18 protein-coding genes are annotated in these 21,259 nt (G+C 51.8%); 8 read left to right on the forward strand and 10 right to left on the reverse strand.

Annotation, left to right across the window (positions count from 1 at the left end; genetic code table 11):
* Together rbfA and ACQ4M4_RS09745 are read right to left on the reverse strand one after the other, a co-directional pair.
* Positions 1 to 477 (reverse strand): 30S ribosome-binding factor RbfA, encoded by a 477-nt coding sequence (gene rbfA / locus ACQ4M4_RS09740; protein ID WP_430684299.1) that lies wholly within the window; start codon positions 475 to 477, stop codon positions 1 to 3.
* Positions 478 to 548: 71 nt separating this feature from the next.
* Entirely contained in the window at positions 549 to 752 is a 204-nt protein-coding gene (locus ACQ4M4_RS09745; protein ID WP_430684300.1) for a DUF751 family protein, read from the reverse strand.
* A 103-nt stretch (positions 753 to 855) separates the two neighbouring features.
* Here ACQ4M4_RS09745 and ACQ4M4_RS09750 point away from each other — a divergent pair, with 103 nt between their 5' ends.
* Entirely contained in the window at positions 856 to 1,695 is an 840-nt protein-coding gene (locus ACQ4M4_RS09750) for a DNA adenine methylase (protein ID WP_430684301.1), read from the forward strand.
* 146 nt (positions 1,696 to 1,841) lie between these two features.
* Here the strand turns inward: ACQ4M4_RS09750 and ACQ4M4_RS09755 are convergent, their stop codons facing one another.
* Positions 1,842 to 2,714: an acyl-CoA desaturase gene (locus ACQ4M4_RS09755; RefSeq protein WP_430684302.1), complete on the reverse strand. Its 873-nt coding sequence runs from the start codon at positions 2,712 to 2,714 to the stop codon at positions 1,842 to 1,844.
* Between the two features lie 274 nt (positions 2,715 to 2,988).
* Here ACQ4M4_RS09755 and ACQ4M4_RS09760 point away from each other — a divergent pair, with 274 nt between their 5' ends.
* The gene (locus ACQ4M4_RS09760; protein ID WP_430684303.1) at positions 2,989 to 4,218 is read left to right on the forward strand and encodes a TetR family transcriptional regulator; all 1,230 of its coding nucleotides are present in this window, start codon (positions 2,989 to 2,991) and stop codon (positions 4,216 to 4,218) included.
* Between the two features lie 120 nt (positions 4,219 to 4,338).
* On the opposite strand, the gene ACQ4M4_RS09765 is transcribed toward ACQ4M4_RS09760, so the two are convergent.
* Positions 4,339 to 5,952, reverse strand: coding sequence for a S8 family serine peptidase (locus ACQ4M4_RS09765; protein ID WP_430684304.1), 1,614 nt, complete (start codon positions 5,950 to 5,952; stop codon positions 4,339 to 4,341).
* Between the two features lie 129 nt (positions 5,953 to 6,081).
* Between ACQ4M4_RS09765 and rpe the strand changes: the two genes are divergently transcribed.
* Positions 6,082 to 6,783 (forward strand): ribulose-phosphate 3-epimerase, encoded by a 702-nt coding sequence (rpe, locus tag ACQ4M4_RS09770; protein WP_430684305.1) that lies wholly within the window; start codon positions 6,082 to 6,084, stop codon positions 6,781 to 6,783.
* A 409-nt stretch (positions 6,784 to 7,192) separates the two neighbouring features.
* Positions 7,193 to 8,266: a hypothetical protein gene (locus ACQ4M4_RS09775; protein WP_430684306.1), complete on the forward strand. Its 1,074-nt coding sequence runs from the start codon at positions 7,193 to 7,195 to the stop codon at positions 8,264 to 8,266.
* 77 nt (positions 8,267 to 8,343) lie between these two features.
* Here the strand turns inward: ACQ4M4_RS09775 and ACQ4M4_RS09780 are convergent, their stop codons facing one another.
* Positions 8,344 to 8,637, reverse strand: a complete 294-nt coding sequence (locus ACQ4M4_RS09780; protein WP_430684307.1) for a hypothetical protein — start codon at positions 8,635 to 8,637, stop codon at positions 8,344 to 8,346.
* A gap of 422 nt (positions 8,638 to 9,059) precedes the next feature.
* Between ACQ4M4_RS09780 and ACQ4M4_RS09785 the strand changes: the two genes are divergently transcribed.
* Positions 9,060 to 11,159, forward strand: coding sequence for a bifunctional diguanylate cyclase/phosphodiesterase (locus tag ACQ4M4_RS09785; protein WP_430684308.1), 2,100 nt, complete (start codon positions 9,060 to 9,062; stop codon positions 11,157 to 11,159).
* Between the two features lie 271 nt (positions 11,160 to 11,430).
* Here ACQ4M4_RS09785 and ACQ4M4_RS09790 read toward each other — a convergent pair whose 3' ends face one another.
* The 3 genes from ACQ4M4_RS09790 to ACQ4M4_RS09800 form a co-directional block, all read right to left on the reverse strand.
* Positions 11,431 to 12,330: a M48 family metalloprotease gene (locus tag ACQ4M4_RS09790; protein ID WP_430684309.1), complete on the reverse strand. Its 900-nt coding sequence runs from the start codon at positions 12,328 to 12,330 to the stop codon at positions 11,431 to 11,433.
* A 304-nt stretch (positions 12,331 to 12,634) separates the two neighbouring features.
* The gene (locus ACQ4M4_RS09795) at positions 12,635 to 13,456 is read right to left on the reverse strand and encodes an alpha/beta hydrolase (protein WP_430684310.1); all 822 of its coding nucleotides are present in this window, start codon (positions 13,454 to 13,456) and stop codon (positions 12,635 to 12,637) included.
* Positions 13,457 to 13,841: 385 nt separating this feature from the next.
* Entirely contained in the window at positions 13,842 to 14,507 is a 666-nt protein-coding gene (locus ACQ4M4_RS09800) for an MliC family protein (protein WP_430684311.1), read from the reverse strand.
* Positions 14,508 to 15,361: 854 nt separating this feature from the next.
* Here ACQ4M4_RS09800 and hisS point away from each other — a divergent pair.
* Positions 15,362 to 16,642 (forward strand): histidine--tRNA ligase, encoded by a 1,281-nt coding sequence (gene hisS, locus ACQ4M4_RS09805; RefSeq protein ID WP_430684312.1) that lies wholly within the window; start codon positions 15,362 to 15,364, stop codon positions 16,640 to 16,642.
* Between the two features lie 238 nt (positions 16,643 to 16,880).
* Positions 16,881 to 17,033, forward strand: coding sequence for a hypothetical protein (locus ACQ4M4_RS09810; RefSeq protein WP_430684313.1), 153 nt, complete (start codon positions 16,881 to 16,883; stop codon positions 17,031 to 17,033).
* A 100-nt stretch (positions 17,034 to 17,133) separates the two neighbouring features.
* On the opposite strand, the gene ACQ4M4_RS09815 is transcribed toward ACQ4M4_RS09810, so the two are convergent.
* The gene (locus ACQ4M4_RS09815) at positions 17,134 to 17,901 is read right to left on the reverse strand and encodes a phycocyanobilin:ferredoxin oxidoreductase (RefSeq protein ID WP_430684314.1); all 768 of its coding nucleotides are present in this window, start codon (positions 17,899 to 17,901) and stop codon (positions 17,134 to 17,136) included.
* A 159-nt stretch (positions 17,902 to 18,060) separates the two neighbouring features.
* Here ACQ4M4_RS09815 and ACQ4M4_RS09820 point away from each other — a divergent pair, with 159 nt between their 5' ends.
* A complete protein-coding gene (locus tag ACQ4M4_RS09820; protein ID WP_430684315.1) occupies positions 18,061 to 18,870 on the forward strand; it encodes a serine/threonine protein kinase in 810 nt (269 codons plus the stop codon).
* A 151-nt stretch (positions 18,871 to 19,021) separates the two neighbouring features.
* Here the strand turns inward: ACQ4M4_RS09820 and psaB are convergent, their stop codons facing one another.
* Positions 19,022 to 21,250 carry a photosystem I core protein PsaB gene (gene psaB, locus ACQ4M4_RS09825; RefSeq protein WP_430684316.1) on the reverse strand — a complete coding sequence of 743 codons (2,229 nt, stop codon included), beginning with the start codon at positions 21,248 to 21,250 and terminating at the stop codon, positions 19,022 to 19,024.
* Between the last annotated feature and the right edge of the window lie 9 nt (positions 21,251 to 21,259).

Genomic DNA, 21,259 nt, shown 5'->3' on the forward strand with positions numbered 1-21,259 from the left:
CTAATCGTCGTCATCCTCATCCCAATCCTCGTCTTCATCCCACTCGGCATCCCCGGTAGCGCTACTACGGCTCACCACTTCATCGTCAGATTCCTCCAGCAGCGCATCTAGCCCACGCTCCTTGCGCTCCTCGCTCAGTCGATTCAGCAACGACAGCATGCGGGTACCGCGTTCCAGTGATCGATCTTCCACAAACTGCACCTCCGGCGTACGACGCAGGCGGATCCGTTGGCCCAGCACACTGCGGACATAACCCGTAGCTGACTTTAGCCCAGCCATGGTTTCTTCCCGGGCTTCATCGGTGCCGTAAATGCTGACAAAGATTTTGGCATGCTGCAAATCGCCTGCCACTTCCACATCCGTCACGCTCACCATCCCGGTCTGCACGCGATCGTCTTTAATGCCGCTCATCAGCAGTTGGCTGACTTCGCGCTTAATGAGTTCACCCACTCGGGCGACTCGTCGTTCTGTTGCCATATCTGTTCTCCGCGTACAAGACGCTCAAATCCAAAACTTACAAAGGATACGGGTGGGTGAGGCGTACCGCCCTAAACAGCATCTAATCCCAACATAGCGCGTAGGGTAAAGGCCAAAAACGCAAACGCTGACACAAGTAGGAATACAGCCGCGATCGCCGTACTGCGGCGTTCAAACAAAGGCATGAGCGGCTGCAAAAAGGTGTACAGCACCCCCAGGGTAAACGAAATGAAATAGCGGGGGTATCGCGAAACATTATTAAAAAAATCTTGCATGGCTTCTGAAATGTAGAGCTATCCTTAATATCTACACGGAGCTAGTACGACGGTTAGTACAGATCCGCCCAACCTATCCACAGGTATTGTACGAGATCCACCCTTGCACCAACTGATTGTTGATCCGATTTCTCCTCGGCCTTTTTTGAAATGGGCTGGGGGCAAAGGGCAGCTCATTGCTCAATATCGTCCCTTTTTCCCTGCGGAGCACGAGTACGACACGTACTACGAGCCATTTGTGGGAGGTGGGGCCATTTTCTTTTGGCTATTGCCGGGGCGATCGCGCCTAATGGACATTAACCCCGAACTCGTGAACGTGTACCGTTGTGTACGCAGCGAAGTCGAAGCCGTCATCCAAGCTTTGCGTGTTCACGAGCTGAATCATAACAAAGAGTACTACTATTTCATCCGGGCTCACCTACCTGAACGCCCTGCGGAACGCGCCGCCCGCTTTATCTACCTTAACAAAACCTGTTTTAACGGACTGTACCGCGAAAATTCTCGCGGGCAGTTTAACGTGCCCATGGGCAGCTACAAAAATCCGCGCATTTGCAATCCCGATTTGCTGAGAACAGCCTCACGAGCGTTACGTCGAGCCGAGCTGATCGAGGGTTCGTTCGATCAGGTATTGCAGGAAGCGGTGGGCGATCGCGACTTTGTGTACTTCGATCCGCCCTACCAGCCCCTCAGCCAAACCAGCAGCTTTACGGCTTACAGTCGCTATTCCTTTACCGAAACCGATCAGGTGCGCCTACGCGACGTGTTTGTGGAGTTAGCCGCACGCGGCGTGCGAGTCCTGCTGTCCAATTCTGACTGTGAGTTTATCCGAGAACTTTACCAGGGTTTTCCCATTCAAACCATCTCAGCCATTCGGGCAATCAACTCCAACGCCCAGCGACGCGGCAAAATCACCGAGGTGTTGGTCATGTCTCGAGAACCCTAAACAGTTGATACCCCTTACGGCATCAGGTTAGGAAAGGCTCATTTTTTGAAACGCGGCGCACCAGATGAAAAAGACCAGCGCGCTGATGCAGCCCACTGGTCTAGGTTTCCGATTTAGATGTTCGAATTTCTAGCGAAAAATTGAACTCAGGAAGCAAGGCCGCGAATCTTGGCTCTTGCCTGAGGCGGCGGCATCACAACCTTCTTTGCCAACCCCAGCGCCCTCAACACTTGAATCGACCACCAGGTCATATCAATTTCCCACCATTGGTAGCCAGCCTTGGCCACATTGGGGAAGGTGTGATGATTATTGTGCCAACCTTCGCCATAGGCCAGAATAGCAGCCCACCAAAGATTCCGAGAGTTATCTTCCGACTCAAACGTGCGGTAGCCAAACATGTGAGTGGCTGAGTTGATGAACCAAGTAGAGTGCCACAGCAGCACCGTGCGCACAGCCAAACCGTAAATAACAAACGACCAACCACCCAGGGCTAATAGCAACAGACCCAGGGGAATTTGCAACAGCGGAAAGTAGCGATCGAGCCATTGGTAGTACGGGTCGCGTGCTAGTTCAGGAGCATAGCGTTGGTACACATCCTTGTTAAAAGTTTTGGGCTCAGGCCGCAGTAGCCAATCCATGTGGCTCCACCAAAATCCCCGTCTTGCGGAATAGGGATCTTTATCATTGTCCTCGGTAAATGCGTGGTGGACGCGATGCCCCGCAACCCAGAAGGTTGGGCCTCCTTCAAGCGCCAAAGCACCGATGGTAGCCAGAATATATTCCAACCACTTGGGCACTTGAAAGCTGCGATGGCTCAACAGGCGGTGATAGGCCAAGCAAATACCGATGCTACCCGTAAGCCAGTGCAAGAAAATTGCAACTCCAAGGGCCGACCACGAAAAGAACCAAGGTGCAGACAGGGCAACGATGTGAAACGCTGCGAAGAAGAAGACATGGTACAAACTGATAGGGGGGAGTTTTTTCGCGTCCGACACGGGCGGAGCGGAACCAAAAGCCATAAACATTCCTCGATTGGATGCGCTTGCACCAGCTACTGCGTTGCCCTGTCGGAATGAATGCTCTAAAAAACTGTACTCGGGGAATCAGAGTAGGCTAGCTAAGCTTGGGGCTCTGAAGCAGTATGAACCGAAAACCTTAACCGTTTTTTAGGGAAATTCCTTACATCTGAATTAGAAAGCTGGTTACAGTAGATGTATTGCAAGTGCTACTTACAATTAGAAGTGTAGCAGTTTGTGAAATATCTATGCAAGTGTTACTTGCATTTTCGCTTCAATGTCCAACCGACGAACTTCAACTCGGCAACGCCTAATTCAGGCGGCAACGCAGCTATTCATTGCCCAAGGGGTTGCTGAAACGACCACACGCCAAATTGCTGACCTGGCTGAGGTCAATGAGGTCACTCTATTTCGACATTTTCGGAATAAGCATGGGCTGTTGCTAGCCATGATGGAAGATGCCGATGCTCTGGCTCTGCTGGGGGCAGCTTTGGGGCAGCAAGTGACCCAAATGACGAGCGTGTCGCAAGTTCTCAAAAACTATGCCACTGTCCATTTGCAAGCATTAGAGCAGCTCCAGGAATTTGTGCGATCGCTCATTGGCGAGTCGGGCCACTATCCGATTGAAAATCGCCGCGCCTTGGGCCGGGGGGTGCGGTTGGCCAATCGCTATACGGCTCAATACCTTGCCGCCGTGCTGAGTAATGAACACTTACAAACCCGCTTACCGAATGACAAACTGGCAGGGTTGTTGAACAGTTTGCTGTTGGGCTATGCCGTGCTGGAGTTTACGAGTGAGTTTCATGAACTGTGGCACGATCGCGAATACTTTGTGGATGCGCTGGTGGAGCTGTTTTTGTATGGCGCATTGGTGCAACCGGGGATGATTGAGGGCGAGTTTGCGACGCATCAGGCTGCACAGCAAGCAGTGATTGATTTACCATCGCCCATGGTGCATGACATTTTGCGGCAGGCTAAGCAGCAGGGAGTGCAAGACTTTGCCTTGGCTTATGTGCTGTTTGCTACGGGGCTAAGCGTTGAGGAGATTGCACGCTTGGGGCGATCGCACGTCTTTACCGATGACCAGCAGTCGGTGTTGCAGGTGGTGTCGGGTCAGGTGCGTCAGGTTCCGGTCAATTCCTGGATTTTGGGGCGGCGCTATGGTTCCCATTCCACCAATCCCCTCATGCAATGGCTAAAAACCCGCAACGACAACCAGTTTGCTCTGTTTTTAACCGACAGCGAAACAGGCATGACCCCGTTCGAAATTCGTCAACGATGGCAGCGGTGGGTTGATGGGCTGATCACTCCGCAAGGTATGCCGCCTGCGGTTGAGCAAGCTCGCGCGAGTTGGTGCGTAGAAATGCTCATGCGGGGCATGAGTCCCGAAAATCTGAGCATTTTGCTGGGGCGCGAGGTGCAACAGCTAGAGCCGTATATCCATCGCGCCCAGGAAAAGATGGCCCTGGAGGAAGCGGCTCGTCTCGATCGACGGGCAACCCTGTAGGTTCCTTAGGGGTCACGGTTCGGTAGGCGCGAGGCTTCGGCAAGCGGCGAATCTCCCGGCTTTCATTCCGCTGGCGAGCACCCCACACCTGGACTAACGAGCAGTTGAGTGTCGGATAGCTTATTCCACTGGGGCAGTCCACCAGGCGATCGCATAGTCTTGTACAGGTTCATTGGCTTGGTTGCGGTGTACCACACGAATTTTGTAGCGCCCAGCTTGAGACACTGGATGGAAGATATGTTCCACGCTATCAACAGCGCTCATGGAGCCACGAATGCGGGCTTCAATTGCGTTGTCTTCAGCTCGCATCAGGTAAATGTCGAGATTATTGAGCCCTCGATCGATGAAGCGATCGCCAATATCGTACTGCCCGTTGCCGTCCACATCGTCTAGCTCAACCAATCGATCCCAGGTTAGGGTGGCTGCAACGTAGCTGCCCGCCTTTAATGGCTGTTCAAATACATAATCCTGATAACTGGGTGCCTCGCTGCCGTTGCCAATCCTGCCATAATCCCACCCAATCGCCGGAACAGGTGAGTCAGGTTTCCACTGGCCAGCACTGAACTGTTGCCATGCGCGAAAGGCATTGAGATGGCCAGTGCCCAAGTTCGCATCCAGCGGCTTCATCTCATCTGCAAATGCATCCGACTCTAACCAATCTTGATTTTGCTGGTTCACCGCTGTGCGGCTCATGCCCAATGTTAGGCCGTTGCCGTTATCTTCTAATTTGTCGGCAGCGTTCATCATCACTGCTTTCATCACTTCGTGGCGGCGTGCGTTCAAGTCCCATCCGGGCGTTGTGGCAAATAGTTGGCGATCGCCCCATTCTTGCAACAGCGCAACAGTCGCCACCACATGGGGTGCCGCAAAGCTGGTGCCCGTTTGGGGAGGGTTGGAGGGCACTCCATCCGGGTTAATCGTGCGGACCTTGGTGCCTGGCGCGGCAATCGAAATGGAGCGACGTGGGCCTTCATTCGTTTCGCTGGGGCGTCCTTGGCGAGGAGCAGGCTCACTGCCCAAGTCAGAAAAACTCACCTTGCGAAACATTCCCTGAAATTCAATCGAGTTAGCAACGGTCATGCCGTTGAAGTGATCGGTGGGAATTGGGATGCCACCGGAGCCCTGGTTGCCAGCAATCACATATAGCACGTTGTGCTCCCGCGAGGACCAGTCAATGCACTGGGTCAACAGGGCATTGCCATCCAGCACGGCATTGGGACGGGGATCTTGCAGCAGCGATTCGCCAAAGCTGAAGTTAATCGCCCGGACATCGCCTCCATTCTGGGTGGCAACCGTTTGGGACGCCAAACATTCCTGCGGTTGGCCACCTTGCCGCTCTAGCCCAGCCGCCGCCGCATATAGCCGGGCATTTGGGGCAACCCCAGTATTGGACTTGTGGTTGCTGATCATGACACTGGCAACGTTGGCTGCGTGACGATCCACATTTTGATTGGACTGAGCATGGCGATCGCGAAAGAACAGCTGTCGAGGCCGCACCGCAAAGTTTTCTTGCGCCGTTTTATCTAGCCCAAACAGTGCAGGCCGACCAATTTCTACCTGCCCAATCGAAATTTTTTGCCCCGTTAAGTTGTAAGGGGCCGCTTGCAGTCGTCGTGCGTCAATACCCGTTTCACCCACCGATGCTACTAGGGCTAGCGCTGGTAAACCAACTCCCGTCGCTAGAACACCTAAACCTAGCCATCCAATCCGACGTGTCAACCGCGGTAAGGGCATTGCAAGCTCTCCACAAAGATTAAACTTTCAGTGAATTTGTTGGGTAATTGTGCCTATGAAATGCGAGCGCAGGCAGCACTGTTTGTTAGACTGGATACCAGACCAGGACACTAGGAGTGATCATACGTTATGACCCAAGCTTCACCCAGCAAATCGATCGTTATAGCTCCGTCTATCCTATCAGCAGATTTTAGTCGCCTGGGTGAAGAAATTCAGGCGGTTGACCAGGCCGGTGCCGATTGGATTCATGTGGATGTAATGGACGGGCGCTTCGTTCCCAACATTACCATTGGTCCACTGATCGTAGATGCCATTCGTCCTCATACTCAAAAACCTTTGGACGTGCATTTGATGATTGTGGAGCCCGAAAAGTACGTGGCTGACTTTGCCAAAGCCGGTGCTGACATCATTTCTGTTCATGCTGAGCACAACGCATCGCCCCACCTGCATCGCACCCTTTGTCAAATCAAAGAGCTGGGTAAGCAAGCTGGCGTTGTACTCAACCCTTCAACTCCGTTAGAGCTCATTGATTACGTTCTGGAAGTGTGCGACCTGGTGCTGATTATGAGCGTCAACCCTGGGTTTGGGGGTCAAAGCTTTATTCCTGCGGTGTTGCCCAAGATTCGCAAGCTGCGTGAGATCTGCAATGAGCGCGGTCTCGATCCTTGGATTGAGGTGGACGGCGGCTTGAAGGGCAACAACACTTGGCAAGTACTAGAGGCTGGAGCCAATGCAATTGTGGCTGGTTCTGCTGTGTTTGGAGCCAAGGATTATGCTGAGGCGATCACTGGAATTCGCAACAGCAAGCGGCCTGAGCTAGCAACTGTTTAGTCGTCCCTGGTTTTCTAACCCGCAAATTTTGAATTGATTAAGGAGAGGGCGATCGCCCTCTCCTTTTATTGTTTGGCTGATTGTTGGGTGGAGATCACTCACGAGTGGGATGAGTAGTTGGGGCAAAAACGAGTGGTTGCATGCTCATAATTTCCATGGCAACTTTTGTAACATCGCTGTAGAATCGCGCTCGAATTTTGCGGAATTTCCACTTCATTTACGGAAGACTAAATCCAGGGAAGAAGCGACCTCAACCGACGCGATGATATGGATTTTCGCAGTGATGTATTCACCCCGCTCTCATCAACTTCGAACTGGTATCAAACGCATGGTTTGTTGGTCGTTGGGAGTGAATCGCCTCTACGGATCAGGCGCTCCTTCAATCTTCTTCAAGCCTTACAACATTGCTATGACCACACACACCTGGAAATCGTTGCCCAATTGGTTTGCGACTATTGCATTGATTGGCGGGACTGGGCTGCTCGCTACCGGCTGTTCCAACTTGGCCACCCCCAGCAGCCAGGCCTCTAGCCCCCAGAGCAGCAATTCGGGAGCGATCGCCTTACAAACCCAACACCCCGAAATCAAAGATGCCGCAGCCCAGGAGTTGGGTCTGCAGGAAAACATGCCCTACGAAGAAGCGCGATCGCAGCTCCTTGAGCAAGGCTGGCAGCCCAACCCCCACGGAGACGCTCCCAATCTCAACGATTCCACCGTGCGGGAATTGGTTGACCTAGGCTACGAAGAAGTGAAAGACTGCTCTGGTACCGGATTGGGGCCATGCCGCCTCGAATTTATCAACGCGGCGGGAGACGTGTTGGCCGTATCCACCATTCAAAATGGATCTGACAGCAATCGAGAACGGGTTGTGTGGGGTTGGTCGATTGAAGCGGGGGCACATCCCTCTAGCCAACATGCCTCATCCCAGGCTGATACTCCACCGTTCTTTGGCACTCGCTATTACAGCTTCTATGGCGGCAGCGGCACGAGCCAATCCATTACGTTTGAGTTCGATGGGTCTACCACCGTCGAACTGCACGGAACTCAAGGCAACTCCATCTTGTATCGTGGCTCCTTCGCGAACCCAATTCCCCTAACGCAAGGCGAGCGACTGCAAGTTGAGGTGGATCGAGTCTTTCTTGTATCGGAAAATGGCGAAGTTTTGCGCGGTTGTAGTGACGAAAATACCATTTGTGAGGCAGAGCTCTACGAGCCGACTGCATCGCCATTAATCCAAGATGGATTTTATGCGTTGGGTGGAACCGGCCAAGGCCTAGAGATTGTGGGCGATCGGTATCGCTATTACGACGAGAGTGGAGAGGGCGATTGGGCTGCGGTGTCGGAGTTGACATCCATCCAGGACGGGGTTGTGTTTGATGGCCAAAACTATTGGTGCAGTCTATCCGAAGGTGGCACTGGTGTTTGCACCGAGAATGGGTGGCGATCGGTTGAGGAAAGGCTGAGAGAACAGGGTGATCTGTAACTCAGGGCGATCGCACTCAGGGATAGTTACTCCAGGCTCTTTCCTGCTCCATGCTGTCACCTTGGCGATTGCTCCTTTTATCGCATCACGCGAAATGAAATGAGCATCATCGCGACAAACACCACCGCATAAGCCCACGGCAGCACCATTAAACCCGTTATCAGTTGGGAGTATTGGGTCAATAGGGCAATCCAAACCCCAATTCCCGAAATCACAAACATAACCGGAACCAAAAATGCAGCACCCAGCAGTATCGGAGCCCATGGCACCGTCATGTTTGCAATACTAATGGTGCTACCCACCGTCACAAAGCCGCCGCCGATCGCTCCCAGCAAACAGATCAAGCTGTTGATGATTGCAGTCCAAAACATGGGCAGGTTTCCTCTGACGCTGAATAAGTCGAGCATCAATGTAAAGATTGTGTACAGTCGGGTGCGCCGCCCAGCTTCCAGACCAGGTGTGCAGACCAAACGTGCAGACCAGATATGCAGACCAGACAGGATGCAGGAATGGTGCGATGGAACGGTACGATCGCCATCCTGAGTATTCCGTTAAGTTGCGGAGTCTGCACCACTTCATGCGGACATTCACCACACGATGAAGTTTTATCCAAAAATGTAGCTGGTGAATAAGTGCGCCCAGTTCGATGGGAATACTAGCTCAAATACGGAGCAAGTTTGAATTTAAGTTTATGGGATCGTCATTCTCGAAGGCCTGCGCCTGCAATAGGGTGGGTCGATGTCGTACTGGAGAGGCGGGTCAGCTGTTTCTTTGGTTTCCAGTTCCTCACACATTGACCAAAGTTCTTCCTTTCCTCAAGCAGGCATCGATTAAGTTTGAGTTGATGCAAGAACGGCCCGGATTAAGCATTGTCTGCAAATCAGGGCAAGCTCAAGAAGTGGCTCGCCGTTTGGCCGAGCTAGTGGCCCCTCGCGAGCTAAGAGAAACACAGGTTTTGTTTGTGCGTGGTGCAGTTCAACCTCAACTGCAAGATTTTAGCGATATTGCTTCGCTTCAGCGCTTTATTAAGTTCAACCAATCGGACTGGCTGGTCGATATGTTGGCCAGCGATCGCTTTACAAGCCATTTTCAGCCCATTGTTTCGATTCAAGACACGTCACAGATTTATGGCTACGAATCGTTGCTGCGCGGGCTAGATGAGCAAGGCAACGTGATCATGCCAGGGCCAATCTTTGAATTAGCCATGGAAGCAGGATTGTTGCCACAAGTTGATCGGGCCGCCCGATTAAGCGCGATCGCCCAAGCCAGCCAGCATCAGCTTAGCGGGCGCATTTTTGTCAACTTTACCCCCACCGCTTTGTACGACCCGGTTTCTTGCTTGCGGAGCACCGTAGAAGCAATAGACAAAGCCAACATTCGCCACGAGCAAGTTGTGTTTGAAGTAGTCGAGTCCGACAATCCACAAGACTTGGATCACCTAAGAACCGTCCTGAAATATTACCGAGATGCAGGCTTTGCCGTTGCGCTGGATGATTTGGGTTCTGGCTATTCGGGCTTGAACCTGCTGCACCAACTCCGGCCCGACTTCGTCAAGCTCGACATGGAGCTGATTCGCAATGTCCATCAAGACATGTACAAAGCCTCCATTACCGAAAAATTGCTGGAAATTGCCCAAAAGCTCAACATTCAAACGGTGGCCGAAGGAATTGAATGTACCGAAGAGTTGAACTGGCTACGGGCACGGGGTGCAACCTACGCTCAGGGCTATCTCATTGCAAAACCTAGCGACGTGCCCATCAAAGTGACACCTCATTTTGATGCCCAAGCCGTAAAAACGCCTCCTACAACCCAACCCATTACCCATCAGGTTCAACATCAAAGCGAGCCCGAACGCATTGTTGCAGCTGTAACCCAGCGCATTCGGCAGTCGCTAGAGCTAAACGAAATTTTGCAAACAACGGCGGATGAAGTGCGCCAACTGTTCAAAGTAGACCGAGTGGTGATTTATCGGTTTGAGCCGGATTGGAGCGGCTTGGTGGCAGTCGAATCCCTAGCGGCAGGCTGCGATTCCATTTTGGGCATCCATGTGATGGATACTTGCTTTCAATCGACCCATGCGACCTACTACCAACAGGGCAACACTCGCGCCATCGAAGATATTGAGTCGGCGGACTTGGTGCCCTGCCATGTGGAATTGCTCAGAAGCTTGGGCATTCGGGCAAATTTGGTGGTGCCCATTTTACAAAAAGAGCAACTGTGGGGATTGTTGATTGCGCATCAATGCAGCCACACGCGACACTGGCAACAGTCAGAGGTGAATCTGTTTTACCAACTGGCAAGCCAAGCAGCGATCGCCATTCAGCAATCAGAGCTTTATCATCAGCTACAAACAGCCAACCACGAGCTGCAACGGTTAGCCTCGGTTGATGGGTTAACCCAAGTTGCCAACCGTCGCTGCTTTGACGATCGCCTCAGTGCAGAGTGGCAACGCCTTGCCCGCGAACAAGCACCTCTATCTTTGGTGCTGTGTGATGTGGATTGCTTCAAGCTGTACAACGACACCTACGGGCATTTGGCCGGAGATGACGTGTTACGGCAGGTTGCTAGCGCCATCATTCAAGCCTGCAAGCGCCCTGCAGATTTGGCGGCTCGCTATGGTGGCGAAGAGTTTGCGGTGGTTTTACCCAATACCGATGCGGAAGGGGCGATCGCCGTTGTCAACGAGATTCAGGCAAGTGTGGCTGCGCTGCAACTGCCTCATCCTGGCTCCCAAATTAGCCATTTCATCACGCTTAGCTTTGGTATTGCAACTGTGGTGCCCTATCGCAACACCTCACCAGCCACGCTAATAGCCGTAGCAGACCAGGGGTTGTATCAAGCAAAAGCACAGGGCAAAAACTGCTTTGTGCAAAAAATTGGGATAGAGCCCTAGGCCCCGCAAACCCAATTGCCAATACATGTCTCCTCGCCAACGCACAAATACAAAAAAACTGAACCTTGGATGAACTCATCGTTCGCTCCAAACGTCAGTTTTGGTTAAGAGCTTTTCTGAGGGTTGCGCGACGCGCAACCCTCAGAAAAGCCCAATTTTGCGTGCACGACGCGCACGCAAAATTGGGCGATTAAGCTTATCCAAAACTTAGGTGCTCCAAGGGTTCAGTTCACGTTGGTGGGTTCACTTTGTATCGGACAAGGCCCTGGCCTTAGGCGCTTGGGCTAAGGGCAGTAGGTACATCACCCGCCGTTAGCTGCTCGGAAAGTTCCTTCAATCGCTGGATGCGGTCTTGAGTAGGCGGATGCGTCATAAACAGGGTCATCAAGCCTTCTCGTGACAGCGGATTCACGATAAACATCTGAGAAAAGGCAGGATTGCCGTGAATGGGAATTTTTTGTCCCGTGGCTTCGAGAGTTTCTAGAGCCCGCACAAGCGCCAGCGGATTTTGGGTAATCTCGGCGGCCCCAGCATCGGCAGCATATTCTCGGGTTCTAGAAATAGCCATGCGGATAAGTCCAGCGGCCAAAGGCGCAACAACGAGCAAAAACAAAATGGCGATGGGATTGCTGCCTCGGCGTCCCGATCTCGATACAGGAAAGTACAACGCTCCCAGCGTGAGAATTCGGCCCAAATAGGTCAACGAACCAGCAAGAGTTCCCGCAACGGCCTGGGTAAGGGTATCGCGGTTGCGCACATGAGTGAGTTCGTGCGCAATCACGGCATCCAACTCATCGGCAGGCAGTAGGTTAATGATGCCTTCGGTGAGGGCGATCGCCGCATGGTTGGGGTCTCGTCCGGTAGCAAAAGCATTAGGCGATTCGGATGGCACGAGATAAACCGCTGGCATCGGAATCCCGGCGCGATCGCTCAGTTTGGCAATGCGATCAAAAAGTTCAGGAGCGGCTTCACGCGAAGTGGGCTGAGCTTGAAACGCGGCTAATGCTGCGCGATCGGAGTAGTACCAAGATCCAAAGCTGCTCAGCGCTGCAAAGCCAAGCCCGTAGTACAACCCTTGCTCGTTTCCAGTTAGCAAATAGCCCGCCAACACAATGAGTCCACTCAATAGCGCCAGCAAAGCCAACGTTTTGAACTGATTCATCCCAGCCATAGAAAACCCCACGGATCAATAATGTGTCCATCCATGCCTTCAGCATGTCAGAGTCAAGAACAGCTGAGGTCTATCTGAGGAAAGAAAATTTTGCTTAGCGGAGGAAATTCATTCAAGGTGTAATCATGAGACCTCTCACACAATTGGCCTTTTGAAACATAAATCGTTGCGATTTCGCCACACAACGATTCATTCAGGAGGTCTATTGCCTAACGTTTTTGGTTCACTATTTCAATCGCCAATCCGAGACCAGCCATTGATGAGCTGCTGAAGTTTGAAATAACCAATGGTGTCCTTCGCTCAATTAATTTTGTTGGATGAGCTTTTGAAAGGTGGCCAATGCCTGTTGATGGCGATCGCCCGCGATCCACATCACATCATTATGTTCTGCATCTTCAACCCAAAGAGACAGTTTGGGTTCCTTGGCGGATTCAAACAGAGCTTTACCATGCTCAATTGGAATCGTTTGATCAGCCTTGCCATGAATCACCAAAACAGGGCAATTCACTTCTGATAGTTTGGCAAGATTGGGAAACTTATCAAACGGAAGTAATGGAAATGGCACCACCACCCGAAATGCAGAGGTAAACGTACTCTCCAAAATTAATCCTGCAACTGGATACCGTGTGGCCAATTCGGTCGCCGAGCCACCGCCAACCGATCGCCCGTACACAATAATTCGATTGGGTGGAATGTTGAGCTGTTGAGTGAGATAGGTATAAGCAGCCTCGGCATCTTGATAGGCGTTGCGTTCGCTAGGCCGACCATCGCTTGTACCATAACCTCGATAGTCATAGGAAAAAACTCGAAACCCCCATTGATGAATCCGTTCTAAAACCGGCCGAATCATCCCCAAATCTTCTGCATTTCCATGAATGTAGAGCACGGTATAAGCAGCAGTGGGATTGGGGAGATCGATCGCCGAAATTTGCTCGGTAGGACTCACAGAAATCTTGAGGATTTCGTCACTGTCTTGATAACTAGCGGGCTGCGGCAAAAAAATCATGCTATCTGCTCGAAAGAAAACATACAGTGCAAAGCAGGTATAGATAAAGATGAGCGATCGCACCATGCGTTTCCAACTCAGCTCCCCAACCAGCAGATTCCACCACAGCGATTTGCGCATACAATTGCCGAACGAGCAACCTTCTTATCATGCCCATCTCCATTGCCAGTTTCCACACATCTTGGAGGCTGTGCAAAAAGCCCACACAAAAGCAGCTAAGTCTTTCCCCAGTTAAATTAGGATTTTCTAGATCAAACCCGCAACACATCATTCCCAGCCCTTCGACTCCCCCGTAGTACGCCAGCCTTGACCAACAAAAGAGCAAAAGCAAGACGTAAACAAAGGCAGAAAGCTTCCCTCAAGATTGCAACACTCAGATTGCAATGTTCAAGCTGGAATATTCAGACTGCAACATGAGAAACGCTGCCGGATACCGTGGCATCCGACAGCGTTCCGTGGGTTAAGTGAGTTAAGGCTGCATCGTGCAACGTTCAGTCCCTACTACTTACCAGAGACCACGTACAGGCTCATCGGCAGGAGCTGCGGGCCGAGCTGCGGGAGCCTGCTGCTGCTCGGGGAACTGGCTTGTGGTGGGAGTTTGGGCTGGAAATTGTTGAACCCGATTTTGAGAGCTGAGGTCGGGTCGGTTAAATCGGGGACGAGACGGTACCCCCTGACCAGGGAAAGTTGATAGCGAGCTAGAACCAACTTGAGGAATCTCGGATTGTCCCACAAAGCGAGAAACACAATCGTCGTAGGCAACATCACCATCAATTTCGATGAAAGCTTCCTCTTCTTGGCTGTACAGCGTGATGGAGTTATCGCTGTAGCGGATTCCTGAGCCGGAGGGCTCCTGATTCAGGGTATAAACTTCGCCACCGGGCTCCAAGGATAGTCGGGCATAGTTGGGGAAATACTCAGCACGGAAGGTATCGCCGTTTTCGCAAATGTAGTAGGCCGTTGTCACCACATTATCCGAGGAAATATTGGGGTCTACCGCTTGACCTGGCACACCTTCACGCAAGGGGATGCGGTCAACCTGACTAGGAGCCGGATCAATCGAGGGATCCAAAGCGGGATCTTCTTGAATTTGAGCCTGTGCTGGTTGCAGGGGAGCGATCGCAACGCCAATCGCCAAGGCAAAACCAACTCGAAGGATAGAAGTGTTCATGTTCATAGGTTCTCACTCACAATTATGGTTGTAAAAAGAGTCCAAAGACCAAGCCAAGGGGCATCGTTTCACTCAAGTTAAAGAGAATTGAAGTTCACCAAAAAAACAGCTCAGTGCAATTTGTAGATTAAGCCAGCTTGGCACTCGTGTTTGGTACTTGATGACCCTGCCAAATCGCACGGCATGGTGCACTTTATAAATGAGCTAATGAGCAAATTTTCAAGCACATTCTTCAGCACCGAAAACTTGCCCGAATAGTGCCGATTATATCGATCTATTTTGGAAGAGCACTCTGTATTTGGGCTTACCCTTGTACAATTCGAGCCTAGTTAATAATCGGCAGAGGCCGCTTCTCGTGAGTTTATAGCTGACAGGTGAATTGAAGGATCTATCAGTTCAACATGAGTTCGATTTACTCTCACTCTCGATAGATTTTTACACGATAAGAATTGATGATTCAATGCCCTCTTTCCCATCTATTCTCTTCAGTGAAAAAGATCTATTGTGCCTGTAATTATGTTTAAAAAGTTACTCAGTAATCGCATCTGAAAACTCACGTTCTGTATCTCAGTTCAATTCGAGTTCTGCTGCACTGCCGCTGATAGGGAGTGCGATCGCCCAATTGCTCATTGGAGCAACTTACAGAATGTTGTAGGCAGCGTTGTATGGATTAACCCAGGCGAAAAGCAAGTGCAGGGTTAACGAACGTTGGTTAACTTGTGCATGGAAGAAGTGATTGCCCTACAGAGGCGACCCTGGGTGTATAGTGAAGGGTTTGGGGACTAACCTAGTTTTATAGAGGCGGCTGTGTGAATCACGGCTGTATCTTGCTGTAGTGAGTGTGTCAAAAGGCTATGGGCGCAATTCAAGCGATTCGTGGAACGAGGGATATTCTGCCGGAAGAAGTAGGCTACTGGCAGCACATTGAGGCGATTGCCCAAGATATTTTGGGGCGTGCAGCCTATCGCGAAATTCGCACCCCCATCTTTGAAGCAACCGAGCTGTTTGAACGGGGCATTGGCGAAGCCACCGATGTGGTGAGCAAGGAAATGTACACCTTCACCACACGGGGCGATAAATCCATCACCTTGCGGCCCGAGTTTACAGCAGGAATTGTGCGATCGCTGATTGAGCACAGTTTGCACGCAGGCGGTTTGCAGCGGCTGTGGGCAACCGGGCCTGTCTTTCGCTACGAGCGGCCCCAGGCGGGCCGCCAGCGCCAGTTTCACCAGCTAGATGTCGAAATTTTGGGCAGTGCCGACCCTCGCGCCGATGTTGAGGTCATTGCACTGGCCTGCGACTTCTTGCAGGCACTTGGGCTCAAAAATCTGCGAATGGATTTGAACTCGGTTGGCACGATGAGCGATCGCCAGCATTATCGCGACGCGCTAGTGGCGTACTTTACCCCATACAAAAATGAGTTGGATGCCGACTCACAAGATCGACTCACCCGCAACCCACTCCGCATTCTAGACAGCAAAGACGAACGCACCAAAGTCATTGTAAAAGATGCCCCTGTTTTGCTGGATTACTTGAGTGATGAGTCGAAGCAGCGATTTGAGCAGGTGCAGCAGGGGTTAACTGACCTGGGCATTGACTACGCCATCAATCCCCGCTTGGTGCGCGGACTGGACTACTACACCCACACCGCTTTCGAAATTCAATCGGATGATTTGGGCGCGCAGGCAACCGTGTGTGGTGGTGGTCGCTACGATGGGCTGGTAGCCCAGCTAGGTGGCCCCGATACACCTGCCATTGGCTGGGGCTTAGGCATCGAGCGGCTCATTTTACTGCTCAAGCAATTGCAACCTACGTCTTCTGCTGCTGTCGATTTTTACGTTGTGTCGCGGGGCGATCGCGCTGAGGCTCAATCCTCTGTTGTGGCGCAAACGCTGCGCCGTTTGGGTTTTGCCGTCGAAGTAGACCTGAGCGGTAGTGCCTTTGGCAAACAGTTCAAACGCGCCGCTCGCAGCGGTGCCGCTGCATGCCTCATCTTGGGCGATTCCGAAGCGGAAAACGGCACCGTACAACTTAAGTGGCTCGGCTCTGGCAATCAAGTTGAAATGGGCCAGTCTGATCTGGCCAACCAGGCTGATGAACTGCGCCAGCAACTCGCCCAAGCACGAGGCTCGTGAGTGGGTCTTGCGCCCCATCCAATCCAGCATTACTAGCCAACCCAGTCCTTCAAGACAGAGGCAAGAGCGCCTAACCGAGGTTACGTGCTTGGAAGATCGATGGTTCAGAGAAGGTTTCGACAGTCTAACGGATAAAGCTGACGGAACCTACGAACTCCTCGGCCCAAAGGTGTAAGGGAATCCCGAAGGCTACGACCAACATGTGCTCGTCCCTCATGGAAGAGACATTCTAGAAGATGTGCCACGGGACCTCGACGGAATTCGAGAATACCTATCGACGCACACCATTGAGGGCACCGTTTGGCATCATCCCGATGGTCGGATGATCAAGATTAAGGGAAAAGATTTCGGCATTAAGCGCCAGTCTTTCGCGCAAAGCGAAGCTGTATAAATTCGAGATAAACATCGCTCAGCTGTCGTCGCCTGCAGGTTGGGAAGTGCCAATTCCTAAGCAACAGCTGAGCGATGCCCAAATTTGGCTTTGGGATGAATCAAGCTTCTACCAAATCGAATAAAACAGTGGTCATATAGCGATCGGCCCATTCGGTACCAAAGGCTTTTTCAAGTACCCGTCGAGTTTTGTCATTTTGCTGCTGTTGGTTGCAGTAGCGGTGCTGCCCTGCCAAAATCTCGCTTCTGCGCTCTGGCGTGGGGGGTGTGGCGATCGCCCGCTGGCAGTGAATCGCCAAATACTGCTCAACCCGATCGAGAAATGCCGTTTGCTCCTCTTCGCTTTGGGGCCGAATAAACAAACAGTAGCTCGAAAAAATATCGCCCCAGGCGGGGAACGACCGATTTTGCCCAAAGCTGAGTTCCGGCAATGCATCTAGCTCATGCTGGTAGTCGCTAGAAAGGGTGCGATCGCCAGTGGTTGGAGAAAGATCGGCGATCGCCATACTAATTTGCCCACGTCCACCTACCAAATCCGACCCAAACATCGGTAGCGCATAGTCGGGATTGGGAAACATCACACAGTGCAAGATATCTAACCCATTTCCCAACTTGGCCAGCTCTAAATGCATTTTTCGAAACTGCGGAGCCTGGTAGCAGTGATTTTCAATCACTAGCTTTTCTCCCTCAAGCCGACCCTCCACATAGCCCAAATCGTGGGGAAGATGATACGGCGATAGATCTAAATACTGTTGCCAACACGCTTCAATTCGGTTGGCTAACTCATGGATTAAGGGATGTTGTTGATCTCGAATCGATTGAGTTGACGATGTCATAATTTCTAAATGTTTAGGAAAACCAATATCCATGCGTGAGATTGAACGCAATGGTTTGGGAAAAGTAAACATGGAGAGGCTGTAGTTACAGACTAACAGGAATCGCAAACCACCCGATTGGGCATCGCTCCTGTTCATATCCGTGAAAGCTGTGTTGGTACACTCTTCTGTTCCCATATTTCAGGAATCACTATGTCAGGTCAGATACTGGGCGATCGCTACGAGGTCGAACGTCAGTTAGGGAAAAAGTCAGGGCGCTGGACACTTCTAGCTCAAGACCTGATGACGGATTCTCCTGTAATTTTGAAGCTCCTGTTCATTGATGAACACATGGAGCCCGATGACTTGAAACTGTTCAAGCGTGAAGTCGACACCCTGCAAGCTCTGGCCCATCCCGCCACTCCACGCTACCTAGGCTATTTTGAAATTGACCTGCCCAACGATGGCAAAGCCCTCGCCCTCATTCAAAGCTACATGGAGGGTAAATCGCTACAGGCTTATATCGATGAACGGCATACCCTCAGCGAGGCCGAAGCCATTCAGGTCGCAAAATCGATTCTTGAAATTCTAATTCACCTACACCAACAAAAGCCCCCTATCGTCCATCGAGATATTAAACCCAGCAACATCCTTCTTTCGAGCCATGCAGCCGCCAGAATATCGCAGGTATGCCTAGTTGACTTTGGCTCTGTAAAATCGCTTGCACCTAGCGAAGGTACCACCTTTAGCCTGGTGGGCACCGACGGTTACATTCCCCCCGAGCAAATCGGTCGCCGCGTTGTCACCGCATCCGATCTCTACAGCCTGGGAGTCACCCTAGTTGCCGCCATGACAGGCTTCAACCCCGATGCCATGCCTCGTCGAGGGTTTCGTATCGACCTGGATCAGTTCACATCCTTTAGTCCCTCTTGGACAAACTGGCTCAAAAAGATGATTGAACCAGAGTTGATGCAACGATTTCGACAAGCAGATGAGGCACTCACAGCGCTGAACAGCCTGTAAAAACCTGAGGTTTGGTTAGGGTGTTTTGGAAGGCGACACAGCGCATCACCTTCCAAAACACCCATTTTTTATGTGCGCGACGCGATTCGAGATCAAAAAAACTCCCCCATTCGAAAACAGGGGAGTTTCTTTAGGTCTCAATCAACCATGGTTAGCCAAATCGGCTGGAGGTTGATGCTATCAGGAATGCAGCATAGGTCAGAATGTAACCCACCGTGAAGTGAGCCAAACCAACTAAGCGACCCTGAACGATGGACATGGCAACAGGCTTGTCCTTCCAAACGACCAAGTTGGCCAAAGGAGTGCGCTCATGTGCCCATACCAACGTTTCGATCAACTCTTGCCAGTAACCACGCCAGCTGATGAGGAACATAAAGCCCGTTGCCCAAACCAGGTGTCCAAAGAGGAACATCCAGGCCCAAACCGACAGGTTGTTCATGCCGAAGGGGTTGTACCCGTTAATCAACTGAGCAGAGTTCAACCACAGGTAATCCCGCAGCCAGCCCATGATGGTCACAGAGCTTTCGTTGAACTGAGCAACGTTACCGCTCCATACGCCCAGGTGCTTCCAGTGCCAGTAGAAGGTGACCCAACCAATCGTGTTGAGCATCCAGAACATGGCGAGGTAGAAAGCATCCCACGCAGAGATGTCGCAGGTGCCGCCACGGCCGGGGCCGTCGCAAGGGAAGCTGTAGCCAAAGTCTTTCTTGTCGGGCATCAGCTTAGAACCACGGGCATCCAACGCACCCTTGACCAGAATCAAGGTGGTGGTGTGCAAACCCAGGGCGATCGCATGGTGAACCAAGAAGTCGCCAGGGCCAATGGTTAGGAACAGAGAGTTGGAGCCATTGTTGATGGCATCGAGCCAACCGGGTAGCCACACGTTGCCGTGATTGGGCCAAGCGGTGGTTGCAATGCTGTCAGGGCTCGACAACAAAGTGTTGAAGCCATACAGCGCCTTACCCGAAGCAGCCTGAACAAACTGAGCGAACACAGGCTCAATCAGGATTTGCTTTTCAGGAGTTGCAAAGGCTTGCATCACATCGTTGTGAACATACAGACCCAGGGTATGGAAGCCCAGAAACAGAGACACCCAGCTCAGGTGAGAGATGATGGCCTCTTTGTGCTGAAGCACGCGATCGAGCACATTGCCCTTGTTCTGAACGGGGTCATAATCCCGCACCAAGAAGATAGCGCCGTGAGCAAACGCACCCACCATGATAAATCCAGCAATGTACTGGTGATGGGTATAGAGAGCGGCCTGAGTGGTGTGATCCTGCGCGATAAAAGCGTAGGGCGGCAGGGCATACATGTGCTGAGCCACCAGGGAGGTGATCACACCCAGAGCTGCCAGAGCAAAAGCGAGCTGGAAGTGCAGCGAGTTGTTCATCGTTTCATACAAGCCTTGGTGAGGCAAGTTGAACTGACCTTCGCTCTTTGCACTGAGCAGACCCTTCTTGGAGTCCAGCATTTCCTTGATGGTGTGGCCAATGCCGAAGTTCGTGCGGTACATATGACCCGCAATGATGAACAGAACGGCGATCGCCAAGTGGTGATGAGCCATATCCGTCAGCCAGAGAGACTCAGTCTGAGGATGGAAGCCACCGAGGAACGTCAAGATAGCAGTTCCTGCGCCAGTACCACTACCAAACACATGGTTCAACCCATCGGGATTTTGGGCATAAACGCCCCAGTTGCCAGTAAAGAAGGGCAACAAACCATCTGGGTGAGGCTTCATGGACAGGAAGTTATCCCAGCCCACATGCACACCCCGAGACTCGGGAATCGCCACGTGAACAAGGTGACCAGTCCAGGCCAGCGAGCTCACACCGAACAAACCAGCCAAGTGGTGGTTCAGGCGAGACTCAGCATTCTTGAACCAGGAAAGAGATGGACTGAACTTGGGCTGTAGGTGCAACCAGCCAGCAAACAGCATCACCGCTGCCAGCAGAAGCAAGAACACAGACCCTTGATACAGGTCGCCATTGGTGCGCATCCCGATGGTGTACCACCAGTGATAGACACCCGAGTAAGCGATGTTAACGGGGCTCGACGCGCCAGCTTGCGTAAACGCATCAACAGCGGCCTTACCAAAGTGGGGATCCCAAATTGCGTGAGCAATGGGACGAACCTTGAGTGGATCTTGGATCCACTGCTCGAAGTTACCTTGCCAGGCGACATGGAACAGGTTGCCCGAAGTCCACAGGAAGATGATTGCTAGATGGCCAAAGTGCGAAGCGAAGATCTTTTGATAGAGCTTCTCTTCGGTCATGCCATCGTGGCTTTCAAAATCGTGGGCAGTGGCAATCCCGTACCAGATCCGTCTTGTTGTCGGATCTTGTGCCAAGTCCTGGCTAAATTTTGGAAACTTAGTTGCCATGACTTAACG

Source organism: Leptolyngbya sp. AN02str, from assembly GCF_050565595.1.
Classification (GTDB): domain Bacteria; phylum Cyanobacteriota; class Cyanobacteriia; order Elainellales; family Elainellaceae; genus Kaiparowitsia.